The organism is Ignavibacteria bacterium, assembly GCA_013177855.1.
Classification (GTDB): domain Bacteria; phylum Bacteroidota; class Ignavibacteria; order Ch128b; family Ch128b; genus Ch128b.
Window position 1 is genome coordinate 1911141 of sequence record JABLYA010000001.1, and the last position, 19550, is coordinate 1930690.

General features: G+C 32.7%; 13 protein-coding genes. 10 read left to right on the forward strand and 3 right to left on the reverse strand.

Annotation, left to right across the window (positions count from 1 at the left end; all coding sequences use genetic code 11):
• Window positions 1-68: 68 nt before the first annotated feature.
• The 7 genes from HPY57_08065 (at window position 69) to HPY57_08095 (ending at window position 9643) form a co-directional block, all read left to right on the forward strand.
• Window positions 69-1610, forward strand: coding sequence for a YifB family Mg chelatase-like AAA ATPase (locus tag HPY57_08065; protein ID NPV11728.1), 1542 nt, complete (start codon window positions 69-71; stop codon window positions 1608-1610).
• Window positions 1611-1844: 234 nt separating this feature from the next.
• On the forward strand, window positions 1845-4496 hold the full coding sequence (clpB, locus tag HPY57_08070) for an ATP-dependent chaperone ClpB (GenBank protein ID NPV11729.1): 2652 nt from the start codon (window positions 1845-1847) through the stop codon (window positions 4494-4496).
• A gap of 287 nt (window positions 4497-4783) precedes the next feature.
• Window positions 4784-5761 (forward strand): phosphate acetyltransferase, encoded by a 978-nt coding sequence (pta, locus tag HPY57_08075; GenBank protein ID NPV11730.1) that lies wholly within the window; start codon window positions 4784-4786, stop codon window positions 5759-5761.
• 10 nt (window positions 5762-5771) lie between these two features.
• The gene (locus tag HPY57_08080) at window positions 5772-7370 is read left to right on the forward strand and encodes a site-specific DNA-methyltransferase (protein ID NPV11731.1); all 1599 of its coding nucleotides are present in this window, start codon (window positions 5772-5774) and stop codon (window positions 7368-7370) included.
• Window positions 7360-8109: a hypothetical protein gene (locus HPY57_08085; protein NPV11732.1), complete on the forward strand. Its 750-nt coding sequence runs from the start codon at window positions 7360-7362 to the stop codon at window positions 8107-8109. Before HPY57_08080 ends, HPY57_08085 begins: the two co-directional genes overlap by 11 nt.
• Before the next feature lie 9 nt (window positions 8110-8118).
• Window positions 8119-8991, forward strand: a complete 873-nt coding sequence (locus HPY57_08090) for a 5-methyltetrahydrofolate--homocysteine methyltransferase (protein ID NPV11733.1) — start codon at window positions 8119-8121, stop codon at window positions 8989-8991.
• Entirely contained in the window at window positions 8984-9643 is a 660-nt protein-coding gene (locus tag HPY57_08095; protein ID NPV11734.1) for a corrinoid protein, read from the forward strand. Before HPY57_08090 ends, HPY57_08095 begins: the two co-directional genes overlap by 8 nt.
• Window positions 9644-9715: 72 nt before the next feature.
• Here the strand turns inward: HPY57_08095 and HPY57_08100 are convergent, their stop codons facing one another.
• The 3 genes from HPY57_08100 to HPY57_08110 all read right to left on the reverse strand — a co-directional run bounded on the left by HPY57_08100 (window position 9716) and on the right by HPY57_08110 (window position 12779).
• Window positions 9716-10876 (reverse strand): DUF1460 domain-containing protein, encoded by a 1161-nt coding sequence (locus HPY57_08100; GenBank protein NPV11735.1) that lies wholly within the window; start codon window positions 10874-10876, stop codon window positions 9716-9718.
• A 15-nt stretch (window positions 10877-10891) separates the two neighbouring features.
• On the reverse strand, window positions 10892-11290 hold the full coding sequence (locus tag HPY57_08105; protein NPV11736.1) for a hypothetical protein: 399 nt from the start codon (window positions 11288-11290) through the stop codon (window positions 10892-10894).
• Between the two features lie 133 nt (window positions 11291-11423).
• Window positions 11424-12779, reverse strand: a complete 1356-nt coding sequence (locus tag HPY57_08110; GenBank protein ID NPV11737.1) for a deoxyribodipyrimidine photolyase — start codon at window positions 12777-12779, stop codon at window positions 11424-11426.
• Window positions 12780-12983: 204 nt separating this feature from the next.
• Between HPY57_08110 and HPY57_08115 the strand changes: the two genes are divergently transcribed.
• The 3 genes from HPY57_08115 to HPY57_08125 all read left to right on the forward strand — a co-directional run bounded on the left by HPY57_08115 (window position 12984) and on the right by HPY57_08125 (window position 19510).
• On the forward strand, window positions 12984-16934 hold the full coding sequence (locus HPY57_08115) for a PAS domain S-box protein (GenBank protein ID NPV11738.1): 3951 nt from the start codon (window positions 12984-12986) through the stop codon (window positions 16932-16934).
• A 353-nt stretch (window positions 16935-17287) separates the two neighbouring features.
• Window positions 17288-19123 carry a PAS domain-containing sensor histidine kinase gene (locus tag HPY57_08120; protein ID NPV11739.1) on the forward strand — a complete coding sequence of 612 codons (1836 nt, stop codon included), beginning with the start codon at window positions 17288-17290 and terminating at the stop codon, window positions 19121-19123.
• 75 nt (window positions 19124-19198) lie between these two features.
• Window positions 19199-19510, forward strand: a complete 312-nt coding sequence (locus HPY57_08125; GenBank protein NPV11740.1) for a hypothetical protein — start codon at window positions 19199-19201, stop codon at window positions 19508-19510.
• Window positions 19511-19550: the final 40 nt, after the last annotated feature.

The window sequence follows — 19550 nt, forward strand, 5'->3', positions numbered from 1 at the left end:
AATTTTTATCTAAAAATATTGTATCTACAAAATTCATTCTTTAATTTTAGAAAAATTGGAAGCATTCTATGTTTGCAAAAGTTTTTTCCGCTGCAACTTTTGGAATTGATGCACTCATTGTCGAAGTTGAAACGCACATAGAGAGTCAGATTCCTGGATTTGCAATTGTTGGTCTCCCCGATAATGCTGTGAAAGAAAGTCGTGAAAGAGTAATTGCCGCAATCAAAAACTCTGGTTATCAATTCCCAAATAAAAAAATTACAATTAACTTAGCACCGGCTGATATCAAAAAAGAAGGAAGCCTTTACGATTTGCCAATTGCTTTAAGCATTCTTCAAGCAAATGAATCGATTCAGCTTGATAACTTTCAAAACTATTTAATTCTCGGTGAACTTTCGCTCGATGGATATTTAAGACCAGTTCATGGTATTCTTCCAATTTGTATTAAAGCAAAACAATCGGGATTTAAAGGTGTAATTCTTCCAGAAAAAAATGCACTTGAAGCAAGTATCGTTGATGGCTTAGATGTCTATTCTGCAAATACATTAAACGAATGCATTGAAATATTAAGCGATATTGACTCACGGATTCCCATTAAGACAGATGTTCGTTCAATTTTTGAAAAAGCCACTGAATATCCAATCGATTTCTCTGAAGTAAAAGGACAGGAAAATGTAAAACGAGCGCTCGAAGTTGCTGCTGCAGGTGCGCATAATATTTTGATGATTGGACCTCCAGGTTCAGGTAAAACTATGTTAGCTCGACGACTTCCAACTATCCTTCCAGTTTTGACTTTTGAAGAAGCTCTTGAGACAACAAGGATTCACTCAGTAGCGGGACTTTTGAATCACGATAGTCCAATTATCACAAACCGTCCGTTCAGGAATCCACATCATACAACATCAGATGTTGCATTGATTGGTGGTGGTAGTTATCCAAAACCGGGCGAAGTTTCTTTTGCTCATAATGGCGTTCTATTTTTAGATGAATTGCCCGAGTTCAAAAAGAATGTTCTTGAAGTCTTGCGTCAACCGCTTGAGGATCGAAAAGTTACAATCAGCCGCTCTAAATTGACTTTAGAATTTCCATCAAATTTTATGTTGGTCGCTGCTATGAATCCCTGTCCTTGTGGTTATTATACCGATCCAACTAAAGAATGCACTTGTACTCTCCAGCAAATTCAAAAATATCTAGCAAAAATTTCTGGTCCACTTTTGGATAGAATAGATATTCACATTGAAGTACCAGCTGTAAAATTCAAAGAGTTGTTAGCAGCTCATCAAGGAGAAAGTTCGAAGGATATTCGAGAGAGAGTAACTCGTGCCCGTGAAATTCAACTAAAGAGATTTAAAGATTATCCCGGAATATATTCAAATGCGAGTATGAATAATAAACTTGTAAAGAAATTCTGTGTAATTGATTCGACGGGTGAAGAGTTATTAAAAAATGCAATAACAAAACTTGGACTTTCTGCAAGAGCTTATGATCGAATTTTAAAAGTCTCAAGAACAATTGCAGATCTTGAAGGAAGTAATAATATCCTTCCGCACCACATAGGCGAAGCTATTCAGTATCGCTCGCTTGATCGAAGTCATTGGGGTATAACTTAATAATAAATGATGCGTGACCTCTAAAATAAATAAGCGTAATTTTTTTGAATATAAGCCCATCGATTTTTTCGAATTAAATCTGTATAAATTTTTTGAGACTTTTATCCGCAATTTGAATCTAAATAATTAGAAATTTCTTGAAACCTTTTAATTTCCATTATAGTAAGAAGAGCGAAATTTGGGTAATTTCACATCACAAGCCCAAAAAAATTTCAAAAAGGAGGAAAAAAATCTATGAATTTTAACAAATTTACACTGAAATCTCAGGAGGCGATTGCTCAAGCTCAAGAGATTGCTCAAAATTATTCTAATCAACAGATTGAGCCTGTCCATCTTCTGGCTGCATTAATTCAATCAAGTGATGGGGTGGTGCTTCCAATTCTTCAAAAACTTGGTGCGAATGTTAATTATATAAAAATTAAGATTAACGAAGAATTGGAAAAACTGCCAAAAGTAACGGGCGCCTCAGTTGGAAATCAATATATCTCGCAAAGTCTTGCAAAAGTTTTCGATGAAGCTTTGAAAGAAGCAAACGCTTTGAAAGATGAATATATAAGCACAGAGCATCTCTTGATTGCAATTGCATCCGATCAATCAAATATTGCCAAGATTTTAAATGCTCAGGGTGTAACTAAGGAAAGTATTTTAAGAGTTTTAAAAGATATTCGTGGTACTCAGAGTGTTCGTTCTCAAAATCCTGAAGAAACTTATCAGGCTTTGAAAAAATATGGCCGCAATCTGAATGAACTTGCAAGAATGAACAAACTTGATCCGGTTATCGGAAGAGAAGATGAGATAAGAAGAGTTTTGCAAGTTCTTTCGAGAAGAACGAAAAATAATCCTGTATTAATTGGTGAACCTGGCGTTGGTAAAACCGCAATAGCTGAAGGACTTGCTCACCGAATTGTTCAAGGAGATGTTCCTGAGAATTTAAAGACAAAACAAATAGTTGCCCTTGATATGGGCGCCTTAATTGCAGGAACGCAATTTCGCGGACAATTCGAAGAAAGACTCAAAGCGGTTTTGAAAGAAGTTACAGAATCCAATGGCGAAATAATTTTATTCATTGATGAGATTCATACTCTTGTTGGAGCTGGTGCTGCGCAAGGCGCTGTTGATGCTGCAAACATATTGAAACCTGCACTTGCTCGTGGTGAATTACACTGCATAGGTGCAACAACTATTGATGAATACAGAAAACACATCGAAAAAGATCCAGCACTTGAAAGAAGATTTCAGCCCATTTTAATTGATGAACCAAGCGTTGAAGATACAATCTCAATCCTTCGTGGATTAAAAGAAAGATATGAAGTTCATCATGGTGTGCAGATAACAGATTCGGCTATTGTTGCAGCTGCTCAACTTTCATATCGTTACATTACCGATCGATTCTTGCCGGATAAAGCAATTGATCTTATTGATGAAGCTGCTTCAAAACTTAGAATTGAAATCGATTCGATGCCTGAAGAGCTTGATATACTTGATCGGAAAATCAAACAGCTTGAAATTGAACGAGAAGCTTTGAAGAGGGAAATTGATCTTGCTGGTTCTCATTCGGATGCAGCTACTAAAGAGCGTTTGGCTGATATTGAAAAAGAAATTGCCGATGCGAGAGAAGAGTTTAATGCTTTGAAAGCTCACTGGCAGAAAGAAAAAGATTTGATTAAAGCAATTCGTCAGATGAAAGAAGAAATTGAGAATTTGAAGCATCAGGCTGAAACTTATGAGCGAGAAGGTGATTACGCTAAAGTTGCTGAAATCAGATACGGAAAACTTTTAGCTATCGAAAAAGAACTTGATGCAAAAACAAAAGAACTTGCTGAAGTTCAAAAAGATAAGAAGATGCTAAAAGAACAGGTTGATGCTGAAGACATTGCAGAGATTGTTGCAAAATGGACAGGCATTCCGGTTCAAAGAATGCTTGAAAGTGAAAAGTCAAAACTCTTGCATCTTGAAGAGAGATTGCATCAAAGAGTTGTTGGTCAGGATGAAGCTGTTACTGCAGTTGCAAATGCAATAAGACGAGCAAGAGCCGGACTGCAGGATCAAAATCGTCCAATCGGTTCATTTATCTTTATTGGAACAACTGGAGTTGGTAAAACAGAACTGGCGAGAGCTTTGGCAGAATTTCTATTTAATGATGAACGAGCAATGATTAGAATTGATATGTCTGAGTATATGGAAAAACATTCTGTCAGCAGATTAATTGGTGCACCGCCGGGATATGTTGGATATGAAGAGGGTGGACAGTTAACGGAGGCTGTTCGTCGTAAACCTTATTCGGTTGTTCTGCTTGATGAGATTGAAAAAGCTCATCCCGAAGTTTTCAATGTTTTACTTCAAGTGCTTGATGAAGGTAGATTAACTGATAATAAAGGTAGAACGGTCAATTTCAGAAACACAATCATTATAATGACATCAAACATTGGCTCACATCTCATTCAAGATAAATTGCAATACCTGACAGATGAAAACCGTGACGAGATAATGGGTGAGTTAAGAATTCAACTTTCTAATTTATTAAGACAAACCATTCGTCCAGAGTTTTTGAACCGTATTGATGAAATAATTCTCTTCAAACCATTGACAAAATCTGAAATCCTTAAAATTGTCGAATTACAACTCGCTAATGTTGGTAAGATGCTTGCTGAAAAGAACATTACGCTTGAAGTTACCGATGAAGCAAAAGAATGGCTCGCTGAAGTCGGTTACGATGTGACCTTTGGTGCTCGACCATTGAAACGAGCAATCCAGAGATTGGTATTGAACCCGCTTGCTCAAGAAATTCTTAAAGGTTCAATTCAAGAAGGTGATAATGTTAGAATTGATTTAGGTGAACAGGGTAAACTTGTATTTACACCATATAAAGTCGAAGAAGTTGAATAAAGTTTATTCATAATTTTAGAAAAAGTCCTGCTGAATCTTTCTGCAGGGCTTTTTTGTTTTAAAATCAAAAATCAAGTCACTCTAACATTTTTTTAATCAAAGAGATTTAATTCATTAGTACAAAATCAAACACACTTAACTTCATAACTCAATCACGAATGTATGTTTATAAGAGTTTACTGTTCAAAACTCACATATATCAAGTCTGACCATTGGCTAACTTTCAAAATATTAAACTATATTCTTCTTAATTTTGTGTAGAAAAAAATAAAAAATGAGGATTAGTGATGAGCGGGTTAATTGAACAAATCAAAGAAAAAGCAAAACAAAGAAGAAAAACAATCGTTCTTCCTGAAGCTCATGATGAACGAGTCATTAAAGCAGCAGAGAAATTGCAGAAAGAAAATATCTGCTCTGTGATTCTTCTCGGTGATGAAAACAAAATCAGAGAAGATGCAAAAAATCTCAATGTTGACTTACAGGGTGTAAGGATTATCAATCCACTTAAATCCGATAAACTCACGGACTTCACTAACATTTATTTCAATCTGAGAAAAAACAAAGGCGTGGATTTTGAGAAAGCTAAAGAGACGATGAAAAATAATCTCTTTTTTGGCGCAATGATGGTTCGCGAAGGAATGGCAGATGGTTTTGTTGGCGGGTCTGCATCACCAACAGCTGATGTGCTGAGAGCGGGAATTCATTGTGTCGGAATGCCCGAAGGAATTTCAATTGTCTCTTCATTTTTCTTGATGGTTCTGCCTGAAAAAGTATATGCCTTTGCCGATTGTGCAGTTGTTCCAAATCCAAATGAAGAACAACTCGCTGATATTGCAATTTCAACTGCTGATAACTTCAGTAAGCTTGTCGGTGAAGAACCTTTAATTGCAATGCTTTCATTTTCAACCAAAGGCAGTGCTGAACACGAAATGGTCGATAAAGTAAGAAATGCAACACAAATTGTTAAGAAGAAAAGACCCGATTTAAAAGTCGATGGTGAACTTCAATTTGATGCTGCTATTGTAGAGAAAGTCGGTAAATCGAAAGCACCAGGGAGCGAAATTGCAGGTCGCGCAAATGTTTTGATCTTCCCTGATTTGAATGCGGGAAATATTGGATATAAAATTGCACAAAGACTAGGCGGTGCTGAAGCAATTGGTCCAATCGTACAAGGTTTACGAAAACCAATTTTCGATTTAAGTCGCGGCTGCAGTGTCGATGACATCGTAAACACAGCAGCAATTGCCTGTTTAATGGCTGATTAAGATTCAAGATATGAGTGAAAAAGGATATCCCATAAAAAGGATAAGTATAAAATCTAAAAGCTTTGTTAAAGAACAACAAAGCATTTTTGAAAAATACTTAGTCACTGAAAATTTAAATCCAAAGGTTTCTGTTTTCATCGGGGATGTGATGTCATCTTTGCGTCTCATTCCCGATGAGACTATTGATTGTATAATTACCTCACCTCCATACTGGAAACAAAGAGACTATAAACATTCTAAACAGTTAGGTCAGGAAAAAACTTATCAAGAATATATAGGAAATCTTGTTGAAGTTTTTAATCAGGTAAAAAGAGTATTAAAACCATTTGGGACTTTTTTCCTTAATGTTGGATATAAGTATCAGGACAAAGAATTACTTCTAATTCCCGAGCTACTTGCGATTGAACTTCAAAAAAGTGGTTGGGCATTAATTAATAAGATAATCTGGTACAAACCCAATGCAATGCCCTCTTCATTTGAAAGCAGATTAACCAATGTTTATGAACCAGTTTTTTTGTTTGTTAAGAAAGATTCTAAGCACAAGTATTATTTCTCTCTAGATGAAATTCGAATCTCTACAAATAATAAGAATGAGTTAAAAAATCCTTCGGAATATGTTGGTTATCCAGTCGAAAATTCCATAAAAAAGAATCAAAAGTTAAACGGGATAATAAAGAATATTTACAAAGATGCAGACGGGAATTTTTTAGCTGAAATTTTATGGGAGAATAAAGAAGTTTCGTTTGAGCTGCTCAATGATTTTAATCAAGAATCAAAAATTGAAATAAATCTTTACTGCCCCAAATGTGGATTTCAATCCAAGAACGAGTTTGACTTAGAATACCATAAAAATTGTGATGACTTTCCAATTCCATCACTCCCCGAAAAAATAAACTTAGATAAAATTACTTTAACACTTCAGCCATCTTTGTTTGATAATTCGCTTTCATTTCAATCAAGATCAAATTATAATGGTAAATTTAAATTGAGTCCAGAAAATCGGGGTGCCTCACCGGGTGCAAGAAAATCTTTATTTGGAGAATATTTTGTCATTCAAAGAAGATTTAAAGTTTATCAAAGTTTAATTGCTGATTATTTGAGATATTGGAGAGAAAAAAGAAAAATTACAATAAAAGAATTGGACAAAATCTTAGGCTATCGAGATACAGCAAGTCATTGGTTTAGAAAAGATAGTGGACATTGGGGCAAAGGAGGATCAATCCCTTCAATTGAAGATTGGTCGAGATTGAAAGAAATTCTACAATTTGATGATCGCTATGATCGATGGATTACAGAAACTCATCTGGTTCTTCAAACGGTTAAACCTCATCCTAAGGGCAAAAATCCAGGTGATGTCTGGCAAATTAAGTTACAGCCTTTTGCTGATGCTCACTTTGCTGTTTTCCCCGAAGAGTTAGTCAGGATGTGCATACTTGCTGGTTGTCCCCAAAATGGTATCGTGTTAGATCCATTTGCAGGTTCTGGCACTACAGGAAAAGTTGCTGAAGACTTGGGAAGAAGTTCAATTTTAATCGAGCTTGTTCCTGAATTTTTGGAAATAATTAAAAAGAGAGTAAAAAACATAGAGCAAATCATTTATGTTAAGTGATTTAGAACTAGAAAAAGTTGAATATGATTACTTCAAAATCATTAAATTTCACTTAACTCAAGATTTAACACATATCATTCAGGGGTTAAATTCTAGAATAGAAATACTAAACGACTGGTACAAACAATTTATCAAAACTGCTCGATCGGGTTATCAGGCATCTGATCTTGAAACTGGTGCTGAAAGAATTTTTCATCATTTCTTTGCTCCAATATTTAAGTTTCCTAATTCTTCACCTATTGGTTCCGATTTGATGTTTTGTGTACCAGATGCAATCATACATATTGATATTAAAACAGCCTTGTTAAGCAATCCTTCAGATTATAAAGGAAAGATTAATATATCTATTAATCAATCCTCGTACAGAGTGCATAATAAATTTAATCCTAATCTTCCTTTGTATTATCATCTCCAAGAAAAAGAAATTCCTTGTTTGACTTATATAATCCAAATTATTCATGAACATGCGAAACCAAACATTAAAGCGTTAGTTCTTGCTTCAATTCCAAATGGACAACTTTATCAAATTTATAAAACCTCGATTTTTAGGAGCGGGAAGGCAGGAATAAATAAATCAAAAGATTTTAGATTTAAATATTCTGAAGAACCAAGATTTATAATTTTATCAGAACATTCGAAAGAAAAAATTTATCGTGTTGAATTAGTTTATTTATCAAATGATTTAAATGTTGTTGATATTACAGCTAACAAAGAAATTCCAGTCTATCAGAAATTTTAGTTAATTCTTATGCATTTCCTTTCTAAACAGAAAGTCTGGGTTTTTGATGGGGCAATGGGGACGATGATCCAGAGTTTAGTTACTGATGAATATAAATGTCCTGAAGAATTAATTCTTTCCTATCCTGAAATAATTTTGAAAATTCATCAAGAATATGTCAAAGCCGGATCGGACATTATACAGACAAATACTTTTGGAGCAAATTATCTCAGACTTAAGAGATTTGGGCTCGAACAAAAAATATATGAGATAAATTCGAAAGCAGTTGAGCTTGCCAGAAGAGCAGCAGAAGGGAAAATTGTGGCTGCTTCAGTCGGTCCACTCGGTGAGTTGATTGAACCATTCGGTGAAATTTCAAAAGATGAAGCTTTCCAATCTTTTTATGAACAGGCAAAAGGTTTAAGTGAAGCTGACTTTATTAATATCGAAACAGTTCAATCTCTTGACGAAGCCGAGATAATTATTAGTGCAATTCGATCAAGATTGAGTCTGCCTATTTCAGTTACAGTTACATTTCAAAAAAATCCAAATGGATATTTTACAATGATGGGAGAAAGTATAGAGGATTTTGTGAATCGTGTTTCGAGTTGGGATGTGCAAATGATTGGAACAAACTGCGGAGAAGGTTTCAATCAATCTCTTGAAATAATTTGTGAAATGAAAAATCTCACAAACCTTCCTTTAATTGCAAAACCAAATGCCGGTATTCCACAATTGAAAAATGGCAGTGTGATTTATCCCGAAACTCCAGAATTTATTGAACCTTATGTAGAAAAATTTTTTAATAATTGTGTAAAAATTCTTGGAGGTTGCTGCGGAACTACTCCTGAACATATAAGAACGATTAAAAAAATAGCGAATAAAATTAATTATGATGGATGAATTGAAAGCATCAATCCTTGGCAAAATTTCTGAACTCGTGATTAATGGAAATTATAATTTAATGAGTGAGAATGTTGAAGAAGCTCTGAAATTAAACATCTCTCCAAAGGAAATTTTGGATAATGCACTTTTAAAAGGAATGGAAGTAGTTGGCATCAGGTTCAGAGATGGAATTATGTTTTTGCCTGAAGTTTTAATGTCTGCCAAAGCTTTTAAGACAGCAATGAATATGATCGAGCCTTTGCTTCTTCAAGAAACTAATTCAAGTAATTTGAAGGGAAAAATTTTGCTTGGTACAGTGAAAGGAGATATCCACGATATTGGAAAAAACTTAGTTGGAGTTATGTTGAAAGGTAATGGTTTTAATGTGGTTGATATTGGTGTTGATGCATCAACTGAAAAATTTATCGATGGGATTGAAAAAGAAAATCCTGATATAGTAGGTTTATCTGCGATGTTGACAACAACAATGTTAGCGATGCAAAAAACAGTTCAAGTTTTGAAAGAAAAATTTCAAAGTAAGCTTATAATTGTTGGCGGGGCACCAGTTTCACAAGATTTTGCAAATGAAATTGGTGCAGACGGTTATGCTAAAAATGCAATGGATGCTGTTGAATTGTGCAAAAATTTACTTGAACAGTTTAATAGCTGATTATTTAAATCTTCACAAAATTATCCAGTCTCTAATCAAAGTTTAATTCAAGAAAATCTTAAAACTTAATTTCTAATTTTCACCAAAGATTGTGACTTTAGGTGCTTTTGGTCCATCAAGCTTTTGGAGATTTTCTAAAGCATTTTCCTGTAATTCAAAAAATCTAAAACCGTAGAAAATAGGTTTAAGACCTAAAAGTTTTTTCTCATCCGGGTGGGGACTACCGTTATTACTTGCTCTTAATTGTTGATTGTATTTCAGAATTTCGGTATTCTTTTGAGCTATTATTTGATTTTCTTTCTCTCGCGTTTTGTTTAATTCGATTGAACGTTTCATATATTCGAGCAAAGGTTCCATTTTCACTTCAGGCTCAGTTGAATGAAAAAGATAAACTACACCATCAGAACCGACAGAGATTATTCCCACATGACCAACATAAACATCATCTGGAGTGTAGCCTCGAACAACATTCACGAAATCACCAGTTTTGAGATACTTTAATGCCTTAGGTACTTCTGATGCAGGAATATAGGACCAGCTTAATTCTTGAACTGGTATATCCTGACCAATTCCCCATTTCTTGAAAAAATTTGCACGATCAATTTTTGTAACGACGGATTTTGATTTTACACCAGGTAAACTGTCAGTTATATCTTTGATCAACCATGAATTGTTAACTGTCCAATCTGCTTCAGTGTAATGATTTCGAGTAAGTAATCCAATTACACCATTTTTATAACGAATCCTTTGAAGCATTGCAAAAAATTTTTTCCAGTTATTTGAAAGAGCCATTGCATAAACATGTTCGCTGAAAACAACGCAATCACTTTTATCAATTGAGTAAAGTGGCTGTGGATCATAGATCTCAAACGGAAATTCTCCCAATAGATAAATCTCATAATTCTGTCCTATAAATTTTCTTGCAAAGTGATTTACTCTTTTTCTCAAATCTGGCTCAAGTTCGTTAACAAATTTCAAGTAATCATCAATTTCTTCTGGCGTGAATTCATAGATTGGCTTCTCAATTAGTTCTTCTATTTCTTTGGAATCAATCCTTGTCTTTTTTAGAGCTTCTTTAACTTCATCAATCTCAAGTATCTTTTCAGCATCTGTGATGTTGTCGAGTTCAAACTCCTGTAAAGTGATTTCTTTTTTCTCTTCTGATTCCTTCTTTAATGGAATGGAACAAGAAACAAAAAGAATGGGCAGGAGAATTAAGAGAAAGTTTTTCATCTTTTTATCCCGATTTTATTTCTGGCTAATTCTAAGGGAATTTGATGTAAGGTAGATTCCATCTCCACGGTAAACATAAATATTATATTTACCAGGAGCTGAGAACATAATTTGGTGAGCAAATTTTTTCGACTTTGGATCGACTTCCTTGTAAATGGTCTTATCATAAATTTCTTTGCCTTTTGAATCAACTCGATAGATTTCGTAATAAACTTCATCAGTCCCTATTTCATAGCCAACATCAACAAGAAAATAAAGATATCCTCCTTTGCCTGAAATGGTGAAAGAATTTGTTGGAGTTATTGCGTTCCCTTCTTTATCAACTCCTTCACAGAAAAAAAGTGATTGCGCAAACAAATTATTAAGTAAGATTGAAGTTGAAATCAGTGATGCAAGCAGTAAAATCTTTTTCATAATCGACCTCATTAATTATTGTAATTTAGTTACCTTGAATAAAATTTAGAAATTGCGTCTCCCATTTTATTCAAAGATCAAGTTAATTTTTATTCTGAGCTTTTTACTTCTTGAAAATCACAAAGTTCTATTTTCACAGGGTAGAAAATTTTTCAACATATTTTTTTATATCAAACTTTCTTTCGAGACCTTTATCGTTCATATATCTGATTTTTCCAAAAATTTGTCTTTCAAACCATGGGCGGTCGTGGGTTCCAAAGCACCAAGAAATTCCAGCGTAACCATTTGGATCTCTTCCATCTAATTCATACTTATCGTTTAAGTAACAAGCGTAATCAAAGGCATCCTTAGGATGTTTTGTCCATTCGATTAATTTCTTCGCCCAGTACATACGCATATAATTGTGCATCTTACCGGTTTTTAATAGCTGGATTTGTGCCGCATTCCAATATGGATCGTGTGTTTTAGCAAATTCCAGTTCTTCAAGTGAGTAAATAAATTCGCGATTGTCGTTGATATGTTCTTCAAGGGTTTGTTTTGCCCAATCTGGTATTCCTTCATATTGATTATAATTTTGATTGTAAAAACAGAAATTCCTTGCAAGTTCTCGCCAGATTACGGCTTCATTAATAAATGTTTGAACATTTTCATCTTTAATATCATAATGTTTTAATATTTCCAGTAAAATTTGAAGAGTTGAAATTTGTCCAAAATGAATGTAAGGACTTAATTCAGATTGAAAATCTTGAGTTGGATCTGATCTTAATTCTTTATAACGAGGCAATTTCTTCTCAATAAAAATCTTTAAGAATTTCAAAGCATTATCATAACCGCCTTCATAATATTCTGAAACTGATTTAACCGATTTATCAATTTGAAGTTTTGAGATAAATTCGTTCGGTGTTTCGAAATCGAGACTTTCGAGTTCAATGAAATCACTCTTAAATTTTAAATCCTGATGAGAAACTGGCTCAAGAAATTGATCTAATAGTTTTAAAATTTTTGGTCTGATAGTCGCAGCATAAGGTTCTTTTTTCTGGGAGACCAATTCAATTGGTACTATCACATCAGTTTCAATTTCATAAATAGGGATATCAATTGAGTGAGCAACTTTTTCCCGCCAGTTTCTCTGAAGTTTTAAATAATTTCTATCAGTAACTAAAGCGGCTGCATTTTTAGAAATTTCAATTGAACCATTCACATAATCTGACTTACGAATGAAAAACTTAATCCTTCGCTCTTCAAAAATCTTCCTTAACTTTATTAAGCCTTCAATCATAAATGTGTAATAACGAAGATTGCTGAATTTATACTTATCGGTAAGATTATAAATTACGACCAACGGCTTTTTGTACTCATTTGAAAGCATTATGGCAAACTCGAGAGCGTGATTAAAATAAGCTCTCTGACTTGCTTCCATTACATAAGCGACATATTTGCCTGAACTATTTATTGACTTTGAGTTTACTTTCTTTATCCTTGCTTCCATAATTAATGATTTATTTTTTCATTTCAATTTAAATAAGTTTTTCAAGTTAATTCTCAAAAATTTATTGGGCTTAAAACTATATAAGACCTTGTAAAATGGATCAAAATATGTCAGTTTTTTATGACGATATCGTCAACATAGTCTTCGTTTAAACTAATCATTCTTTTCCTTATCTTTAGCCTAAGAATTTAACCTGAGGTAATTATGAAGGTGCCCGGTTATTTAAACAGAATACCAGCCATTTATATAATAATTTATTTAGTTATTTCTCTTTTGATAATTGGTTTGATTACTGATTATCTGATTAAGGATTATTACACTGTCAAAGAAGAGAAAATTAAAGAACTGAAAAATATTTCAACGGTTAAAGCTAACGAAATTTCAACATTTATAAATGAACAAGAATATAAATTATGGGAATTAGTAAACGCTGAGTTTTTTAATGAGAAAATTGCTGCTTTATTTCAGAATAAATTGAAATCTGATGATATCTTTAAATTTTTAAACCAGGTTAAATTAATTAAAAGTCTCGAGGATATAATTTTTATCAATCCTGAAGGTAAAATTCTTTTTAGTTTTCATATTCTGCCTTATGACATTGACTCGTTAACACTAAAGGTATTTTCAGATAAAGACTCACCAAAAGTTTTCATTGATTTATTTAAAGAAAAAACAACTGGAATTTTATATGCTTATCAATATCCAGTTTATGCAATCTTTAACTCAAACAAAAAATTGCTGGGATTTATCAGATTCCAGTACGATGCAATGAATACAATTATCCCAAGAATAGAATACTTAGAGCCTCAAAGCACAAGGGAAATTTTATTAGTCAAGAAGGAAGACAACTACATAATTTATTTAAGCTTCTTGCGAAAAGTTAGAATTCAACCATTTAGCTTGACGGAAAACATTGAAAACAATCAATGCTGGATCAATCTTCCTGAAAATGAAAACCTTTGTATTTATGATGGATTGGACTATGCCGGTGTTCCGGTAATAGCAGTCTTACAAAAAATTCCGAAAACCAATCTCTTATTAATTACAAAGGAAAATAAAGCGGAAATCTTTCAAGGTTTCAGGTCAAGATCATTCATTATAATTATTACATTAATTTTATCGCTTCTTTCTTTTGGAGGCTTTTTCTTGTTTATAATTTATAGAATTAATAAAAAACGAGCTCAGGAGGAATTAGAGAGAGAATTAGAGAGAGAACAGCAGAGGCAAGCCCTTCAAAAGGAATTTGAAATTGTATTTTCTCAGATAAATGACGTAATCTTTATTCTTAATTCTAAAGGTGAAATTGTAAAAGCCAACAAAGCTGTAAAAAAACTTTATGGGTACGAACCTGAAGAATTAATTGGTAAAACAATTGATTGTGTTTGTGTCGTCGATGAAATGAATGAATTATTTGAAAGATTTAAGAAAATTGAGGAATCAGAATTTTATATCTACGAATCAAAACATAGAAAAAAGGATGGAACTCTCTTTGACGTTGAAGTCAATGCAAAGGCGTATTATATAGGTAAATTGAAGTTTTTGGTCGGTTCGGTTAGAGATATAACGGAAAGAAAAAAATCCTTAATTGAACTTCAGAGAAAACTTGAAAACGAAAAACTTCTAACCGAATTAGCTTCCGAAATGATTCACCTGAATAATCAAAATTTTGATGATGAATTAGAAAAAATTATAAGAAATCTCGGTACTCATCTTAAAGTCGATCGAATTAGAATTTTTCTTAAAGATCAGGTCACTGGTTTTTATAACTGCGTTTTTGAATGGTGCAGGATGGGATTAGAATCATATAGAGATAGATTACAATTTTTAAACTTATCAGAGGAATTTCCATTTCTTTATAACATAATTTCTACTGGGAAATTATTTAAATGCAAAGACATTCAGCTTTTGCCAGCCGAAGCTGAAAAGGAAAAAACTGAATTAACAAAGCAAGGGATAAAATCAATTTTATGGGAGCCTTTATATTTCAAAGGTGAATTAAAAGGATTTTTAAGTTTTAGTTGTGTTGATCAATTGAAAGAATGGACTAATGAAGACGATACACTTATTAACATTTTTTCTGAGATTTTACTTAATGCTTTACAAAGAATTGAATTTGAAAAAGAAATTCTTGAAAGTGAACAAAAGTTCAGAAAACTTGTTGAGAATTCAAGTGATGTAACTTTGATAGTTACAAAAGACTTTAAAAATAAATATGTGAGCTATGCAACTGTAAATGTACTGGGGTACTCAGTAGATGAACGAGTTGGTCAAAATCCTCTCGAAATAATTCATCCCGATGACCTGGAGCTTGTCAAACAAACATTAGACTCACTCAAAAAAATTGGTGATAAAAAAACGATACAATTTAGAGCAAAACATAAACTCGGTCACTGGATATGGATTGAAGCAACTATTACAAACTTAATTGATGATCCTGTTATTAATGGTTATGTTGTAAATTATCACGACATAACCCCAACCTTAGAAGCCTATCAAAAACTTCAGGAGAGTGAAGAAAGATATCGAATACTTGCAGAAGAATCGGGAGATGTTCTCTACAAACTCAATTACTCCACAATGAAATATGAGTATATCAGCCCAGTCATAGTTAATTTAACTGGCTACACACCTGAAGAGATAAACAAGATTGGTTTTAGTCAAATTATTGAAGAAATTTATTTGATACTTAATCCAGAAAAATCAAAAGATGAGCTGATTATAGATAGAGTGAAAGGTGTAACTGGTGAGTACCTTGCTGATTATCTACTCAGAACTAAAAAAGGTGAACTAAAATGGGTTAGAGATCATTCATTCCCGTTTTATGATAAAGACGGAAAACTCGCCGGTTCAATTGGTATTCTTACTGATATTACTGAAATCAAAAAGAAAGAAGAAGAGATTTTAAAAAGAGAAAAGTTCCTCGATGCACTTGTACAAATTCAAAAATCCCTAATCTTCTTAAATGATTTAAAGGGATTTTATAATTATTTGGTCGAAAAACTTGGAAAACTAAGTGATGTCAGCAGATGTTATGTTTTTGAAAATTCATTAAGTGAAGATGGGAAATTACTAATGAGTCAAGTTGCTGAATGGTGTGCCGAAGGTATAACTCCTCAAATTGACAATCCAGAATTACAGAATCTTCCTTATGATATTTTAGGTTTTGATTTAATTGGTGAATTTAAAGAGAAAGGATACTGGGCAGCAATTGTTAGAGAGTTACCCGAACCAATAAAATCTATTTTAGCTGCTCAGGATATTAAGTCAATTCTTTTAATTCCAATTGTAATTCAAGATGATTTTTATGGATACATTGGTTTTGACGATTGTGAAAAGGAAAGAGAATGGAGCCAGATGGAAATTGACTTTCTAAATTCAGCTTTTGCGTCAATTGCTCTTGCAATTGAATCATTAAAACAAAAGCAGGAGATCATTCGTGCAAGAGATGAAGCATTGGAGGCAAACAGGCTGCGGAGTGGTTTCCTTTCAATCATCTCTCATGAAATTCGAACACCTTTGAATTCTATTCTTGGTTACACGGAAGTTTTGAAAGATTTATTTTATGATCCTGCAAATCCAGACTTACAGAAATATTTTGAAACAATTGAACGTGGTGGGAAGAGACTATTAAATACGATAAATCAATTAATTGAAATGTCAAAACTTGAAGCAGGATTACTTAAAACAAATATCCAGAATCTTGATTTGAAAAAATATATTATAGATACTGTCGATATGCTGAAAGTTCTTGCAGATGAAAAAAATTTGGAGCTTGTTGTAGATTTACCAGAATCAAACTTAATAGTTGAAGCTGATGATTATTGTCTGCACGGGATACTGGAAAATTTAATTTCAAATGCAATTAAATACAGTAATCAAGGTAAAATCTTAATTAAAGCTTTTGACAAAAAAGATTTTATTGAAATGATGGTAAAAGATGAAGGGATTGGAATCGCTGAAGAATATTTGAAGCATTTATTCAAACCATTCAGCCAGGAAGATGTATCTTATAAAAGAAAATTTGAGGGAACTGGTCTTGGACTTGCCATCACTAAAGGGTATGTCGAACTGATAGGCGGTGAAATAAAAGTTGAAAGCAAAAAAGGAGTTGGCTCGACATTCACTGTAAAATTTAGAAAAGCAAAGTTAGATTAGTTAAATAAAGAATTTCTGATTTTGTTGATTTATTTAACACACCTTCCTTCCCGTTAAAATAAAAACTACTCGTGGAGCGTGGGCTTCTGCCCACATAACCATGAGTGATTAACAGAATTTCTGAATTTTACAGATTAGAAAATTTTAGTCTAATAGACTGCGAATATTTACCAAAGGGTATTTCAATTTAACTTCTTGAAATTTTAAAAATTTATTTATTACACCTTTACTCTTTTAAGCTTCCTCCCAAAAGTCTCTGGCACAATTTATGACTAATATTTATTGCCCTTAAAAAATTTTGTTCATTTAAAAATCGTTTTTATTTCAAATGCTGAAAAATATCTGGTAGAATTATGGAACAAAAAATTACTGTTTTTACTGAAGAAAACCACAAAAATTCGGGAATTATTGCGGATTCTGTTGTATTTTGGACGTTCTCAGTTCCCGATCAAAAGCTGCTTTTTGTCTCTTCAAATATTGAGAAGTGGACAGGTTATAAATCAGAAGATTTCTATCTCAATCCGAAACTTTGGCTCAACTTGATACAAAATTATGAGACTACAACTCCATCAAGAAAAATTTCGGGTGATCAAATTGTTTTTGAGTCTCTTTATTCGATTAATTCAAAAAATTATGGAGAAGTAAAAGTCCAGGAAATATTAATTCCAATCTTAAATGAAAATGAAGAATTAATTCAAATCCAAGCATATTTAAAAATGAGAAAATCACAAGAAAACTTAATCGAAATAAAAGACGAAATTTTTATTCCCTACTTCGAAGCAGAATATTCAAATTCTCAATTAAAAATTTTGAAAGCCTCCAGACAATTTTTTGATTTAACGGAGCTCAGACTTCAGAATTCAAATCAATCAAGTGAAGCTTTTCAAAAATTTTTAAAACTACTTTTAGATAAAGTTTTTGACTTAAAGATTAACAATTATTCGAGATTCGAATATGAGCTAAATAATGATGATGGTGCAAGAATTTATCTTTTTGACTTAAATCTTATTGAAAAAGATAATGAGAAAATAAAATTTACTGGCGCAGGGATTGACATAACAGAATTAAAATTAAACGAGCTACGATTACAAAAACTAAATAACGATAAAAACAAACTATTAACTATAGTCTCACACGATCTGAAGGCACCATTTAATACAATTCTAAACTTCATCAATTTAATTAATGATGGCGTTGAAATTGACGAAGAGCAAAAGAAAGAATATTTAAAATACATTTATGATTCTGCTAAACAGCAAATAGAATTAATTCACGATCTTTTAGATTGGTCAAAAGTCGAAGCAGGATTACTCGAATTTTCTCCTAAGTGTTTAAAACTTCAATCAATTTTGAGCAACGTCATTTCAGGTTTTAGCGGGCAGATTTATCAGAAAGGAATTCAAGTTATCTTAGATTTTGATAAAGAAACAAAAGTTTTCTTTGATAAGAATTATCTGAAAATTGTTTTATCAAACATTATTTCAAATGCTGTTAAGTTCTCTCATAGAAATGGTAAAATAATAATCTCCGCTAAAGAGGAGAAGAATTTTACAACCATTCAAATAGAGGATTTCGGAATTGGTTTTTCAGAAAGATACTTAAGGCAGCTTACCGGCAATAGAAACTTTGACATTCAAATTGGAACAATGGGAGAAAAAGGAACTGGTTTCGGTTTGAGATTTTGTTATGATATAATTCAATCCAATCACGGTAAATTGATGATTGAAACTGAAAGTCAAAAGGGGACAAAAGTAATCATTAAACTTAGAAAACCTGCTGCTAAGGTAGTCTACTTTGATGATGAGACAAAATTATTAGAGATAAAAAATCAAATAACAAAGTTTCAACCTGAAATTTATTTTTATCTCTGTAAGGATTTATTTGATCTATTAAATTTCGTACGGGATAATTCACCTGAATTTATAATTCTTAATTTTGATTTGATTAAATCCTTCCAGAAATCCTTTATTGAAAAAATCCTTATCGAAATAAATAAAACAAGCAAATTAATCGTTCTTAGTTCTGAATTAAATGAAAACGAAGAATTAAATTTTGAGTTCAGAATTGACGCGGTAATTGATAGAAGCAGATCGAGATCATTCATATTACAATTCCTCAAATTACTGAGCCAGCAAATTCAAAATGGTAAGGAAATAAAAGATATCAAGATTAAACACTTATCATTATGAAACAATCTGGCTATAAATTTTCAGTAAAAAATTTGAAATTTTAACTGGCATTCAATTTGACAAAGATTTAATGTTATGAAAAACTTAAACATACATAAATTGATAAAAGAATTAGAAACTAAAATCTTTGAAGCTTTAATCGAACTTGAATTGAAGTCTTCAAAGGTTTTAGACAGGAAAAATCAAGAGTGTCATATTATCACCCTTAATAAACAAAAAATAAATCAACTAAGTAACTATTCCCTTCTAAGTTTTCCGCGCTCTCCTTTGTGCAGAAAAAATGCTGACGAAATAGAAGGTTCTCATTCGAGGACTTTCTATTTCAATACTGGTAAAAATCTTCTCTCTTTCCAAATTTTTGACTCACCTCTCTATCCTCTTAATTGAGTTTTTGGGACATTAAGTCCCTAAACCCCGGAACTGCAGC

Bases quoted from the DNA above. Each gene is read 5' to 3' on its own strand.
- HPY57_08125 (NPV11740.1), top strand. From the start codon at position 19,199: ATGAAAAACTTAAACATACATAAATTGATAAAAGAATTAGAAACTAAA.
- pta (NPV11730.1), top strand. From the start codon at position 4,784: ATGAGCGGGTTAATTGAACAAATCAAAGAAAAAGCAAAACAAAGAAGA.
- clpB (NPV11729.1), top strand. From the start codon at position 1,845: ATGAATTTTAACAAATTTACACTGAAATCTCAGGAGGCGATTGCTCAA.
- HPY57_08085 (NPV11732.1), top strand. From the start codon at position 7,360: ATGTTAAGTGATTTAGAACTAGAAAAAGTTGAATATGATTACTTCAAA.
- HPY57_08115 (NPV11738.1), top strand. From the start codon at position 12,984: ATGAAGGTGCCCGGTTATTTAAACAGAATACCAGCCATTTATATAATA.
- HPY57_08105 (NPV11736.1), bottom strand. From the start codon at position 11,290: ATGAAAAAGATTTTACTGCTTGCATCACTGATTTCAACTTCAATCTTA.
- HPY57_08110 (NPV11737.1), bottom strand. From the start codon at position 12,779: ATGGAAGCAAGGATAAAGAAAGTAAACTCAAAGTCAATAAATAGTTCA.
- HPY57_08120 (NPV11739.1), top strand. From the start codon at position 17,288: ATGGAACAAAAAATTACTGTTTTTACTGAAGAAAACCACAAAAATTCG.
- HPY57_08100 (NPV11735.1), bottom strand. From the start codon at position 10,876: ATGAAAAACTTTCTCTTAATTCTCCTGCCCATTCTTTTTGTTTCTTGT.
- HPY57_08065 (NPV11728.1), top strand. From the start codon at position 69: ATGTTTGCAAAAGTTTTTTCCGCTGCAACTTTTGGAATTGATGCACTC.
- HPY57_08080 (NPV11731.1), top strand. From the start codon at position 5,772: ATGAGTGAAAAAGGATATCCCATAAAAAGGATAAGTATAAAATCTAAA.
- HPY57_08090 (NPV11733.1), top strand. From the start codon at position 8,119: ATGCATTTCCTTTCTAAACAGAAAGTCTGGGTTTTTGATGGGGCAATG.
- HPY57_08095 (NPV11734.1), top strand. From the start codon at position 8,984: ATGGATGAATTGAAAGCATCAATCCTTGGCAAAATTTCTGAACTCGTG.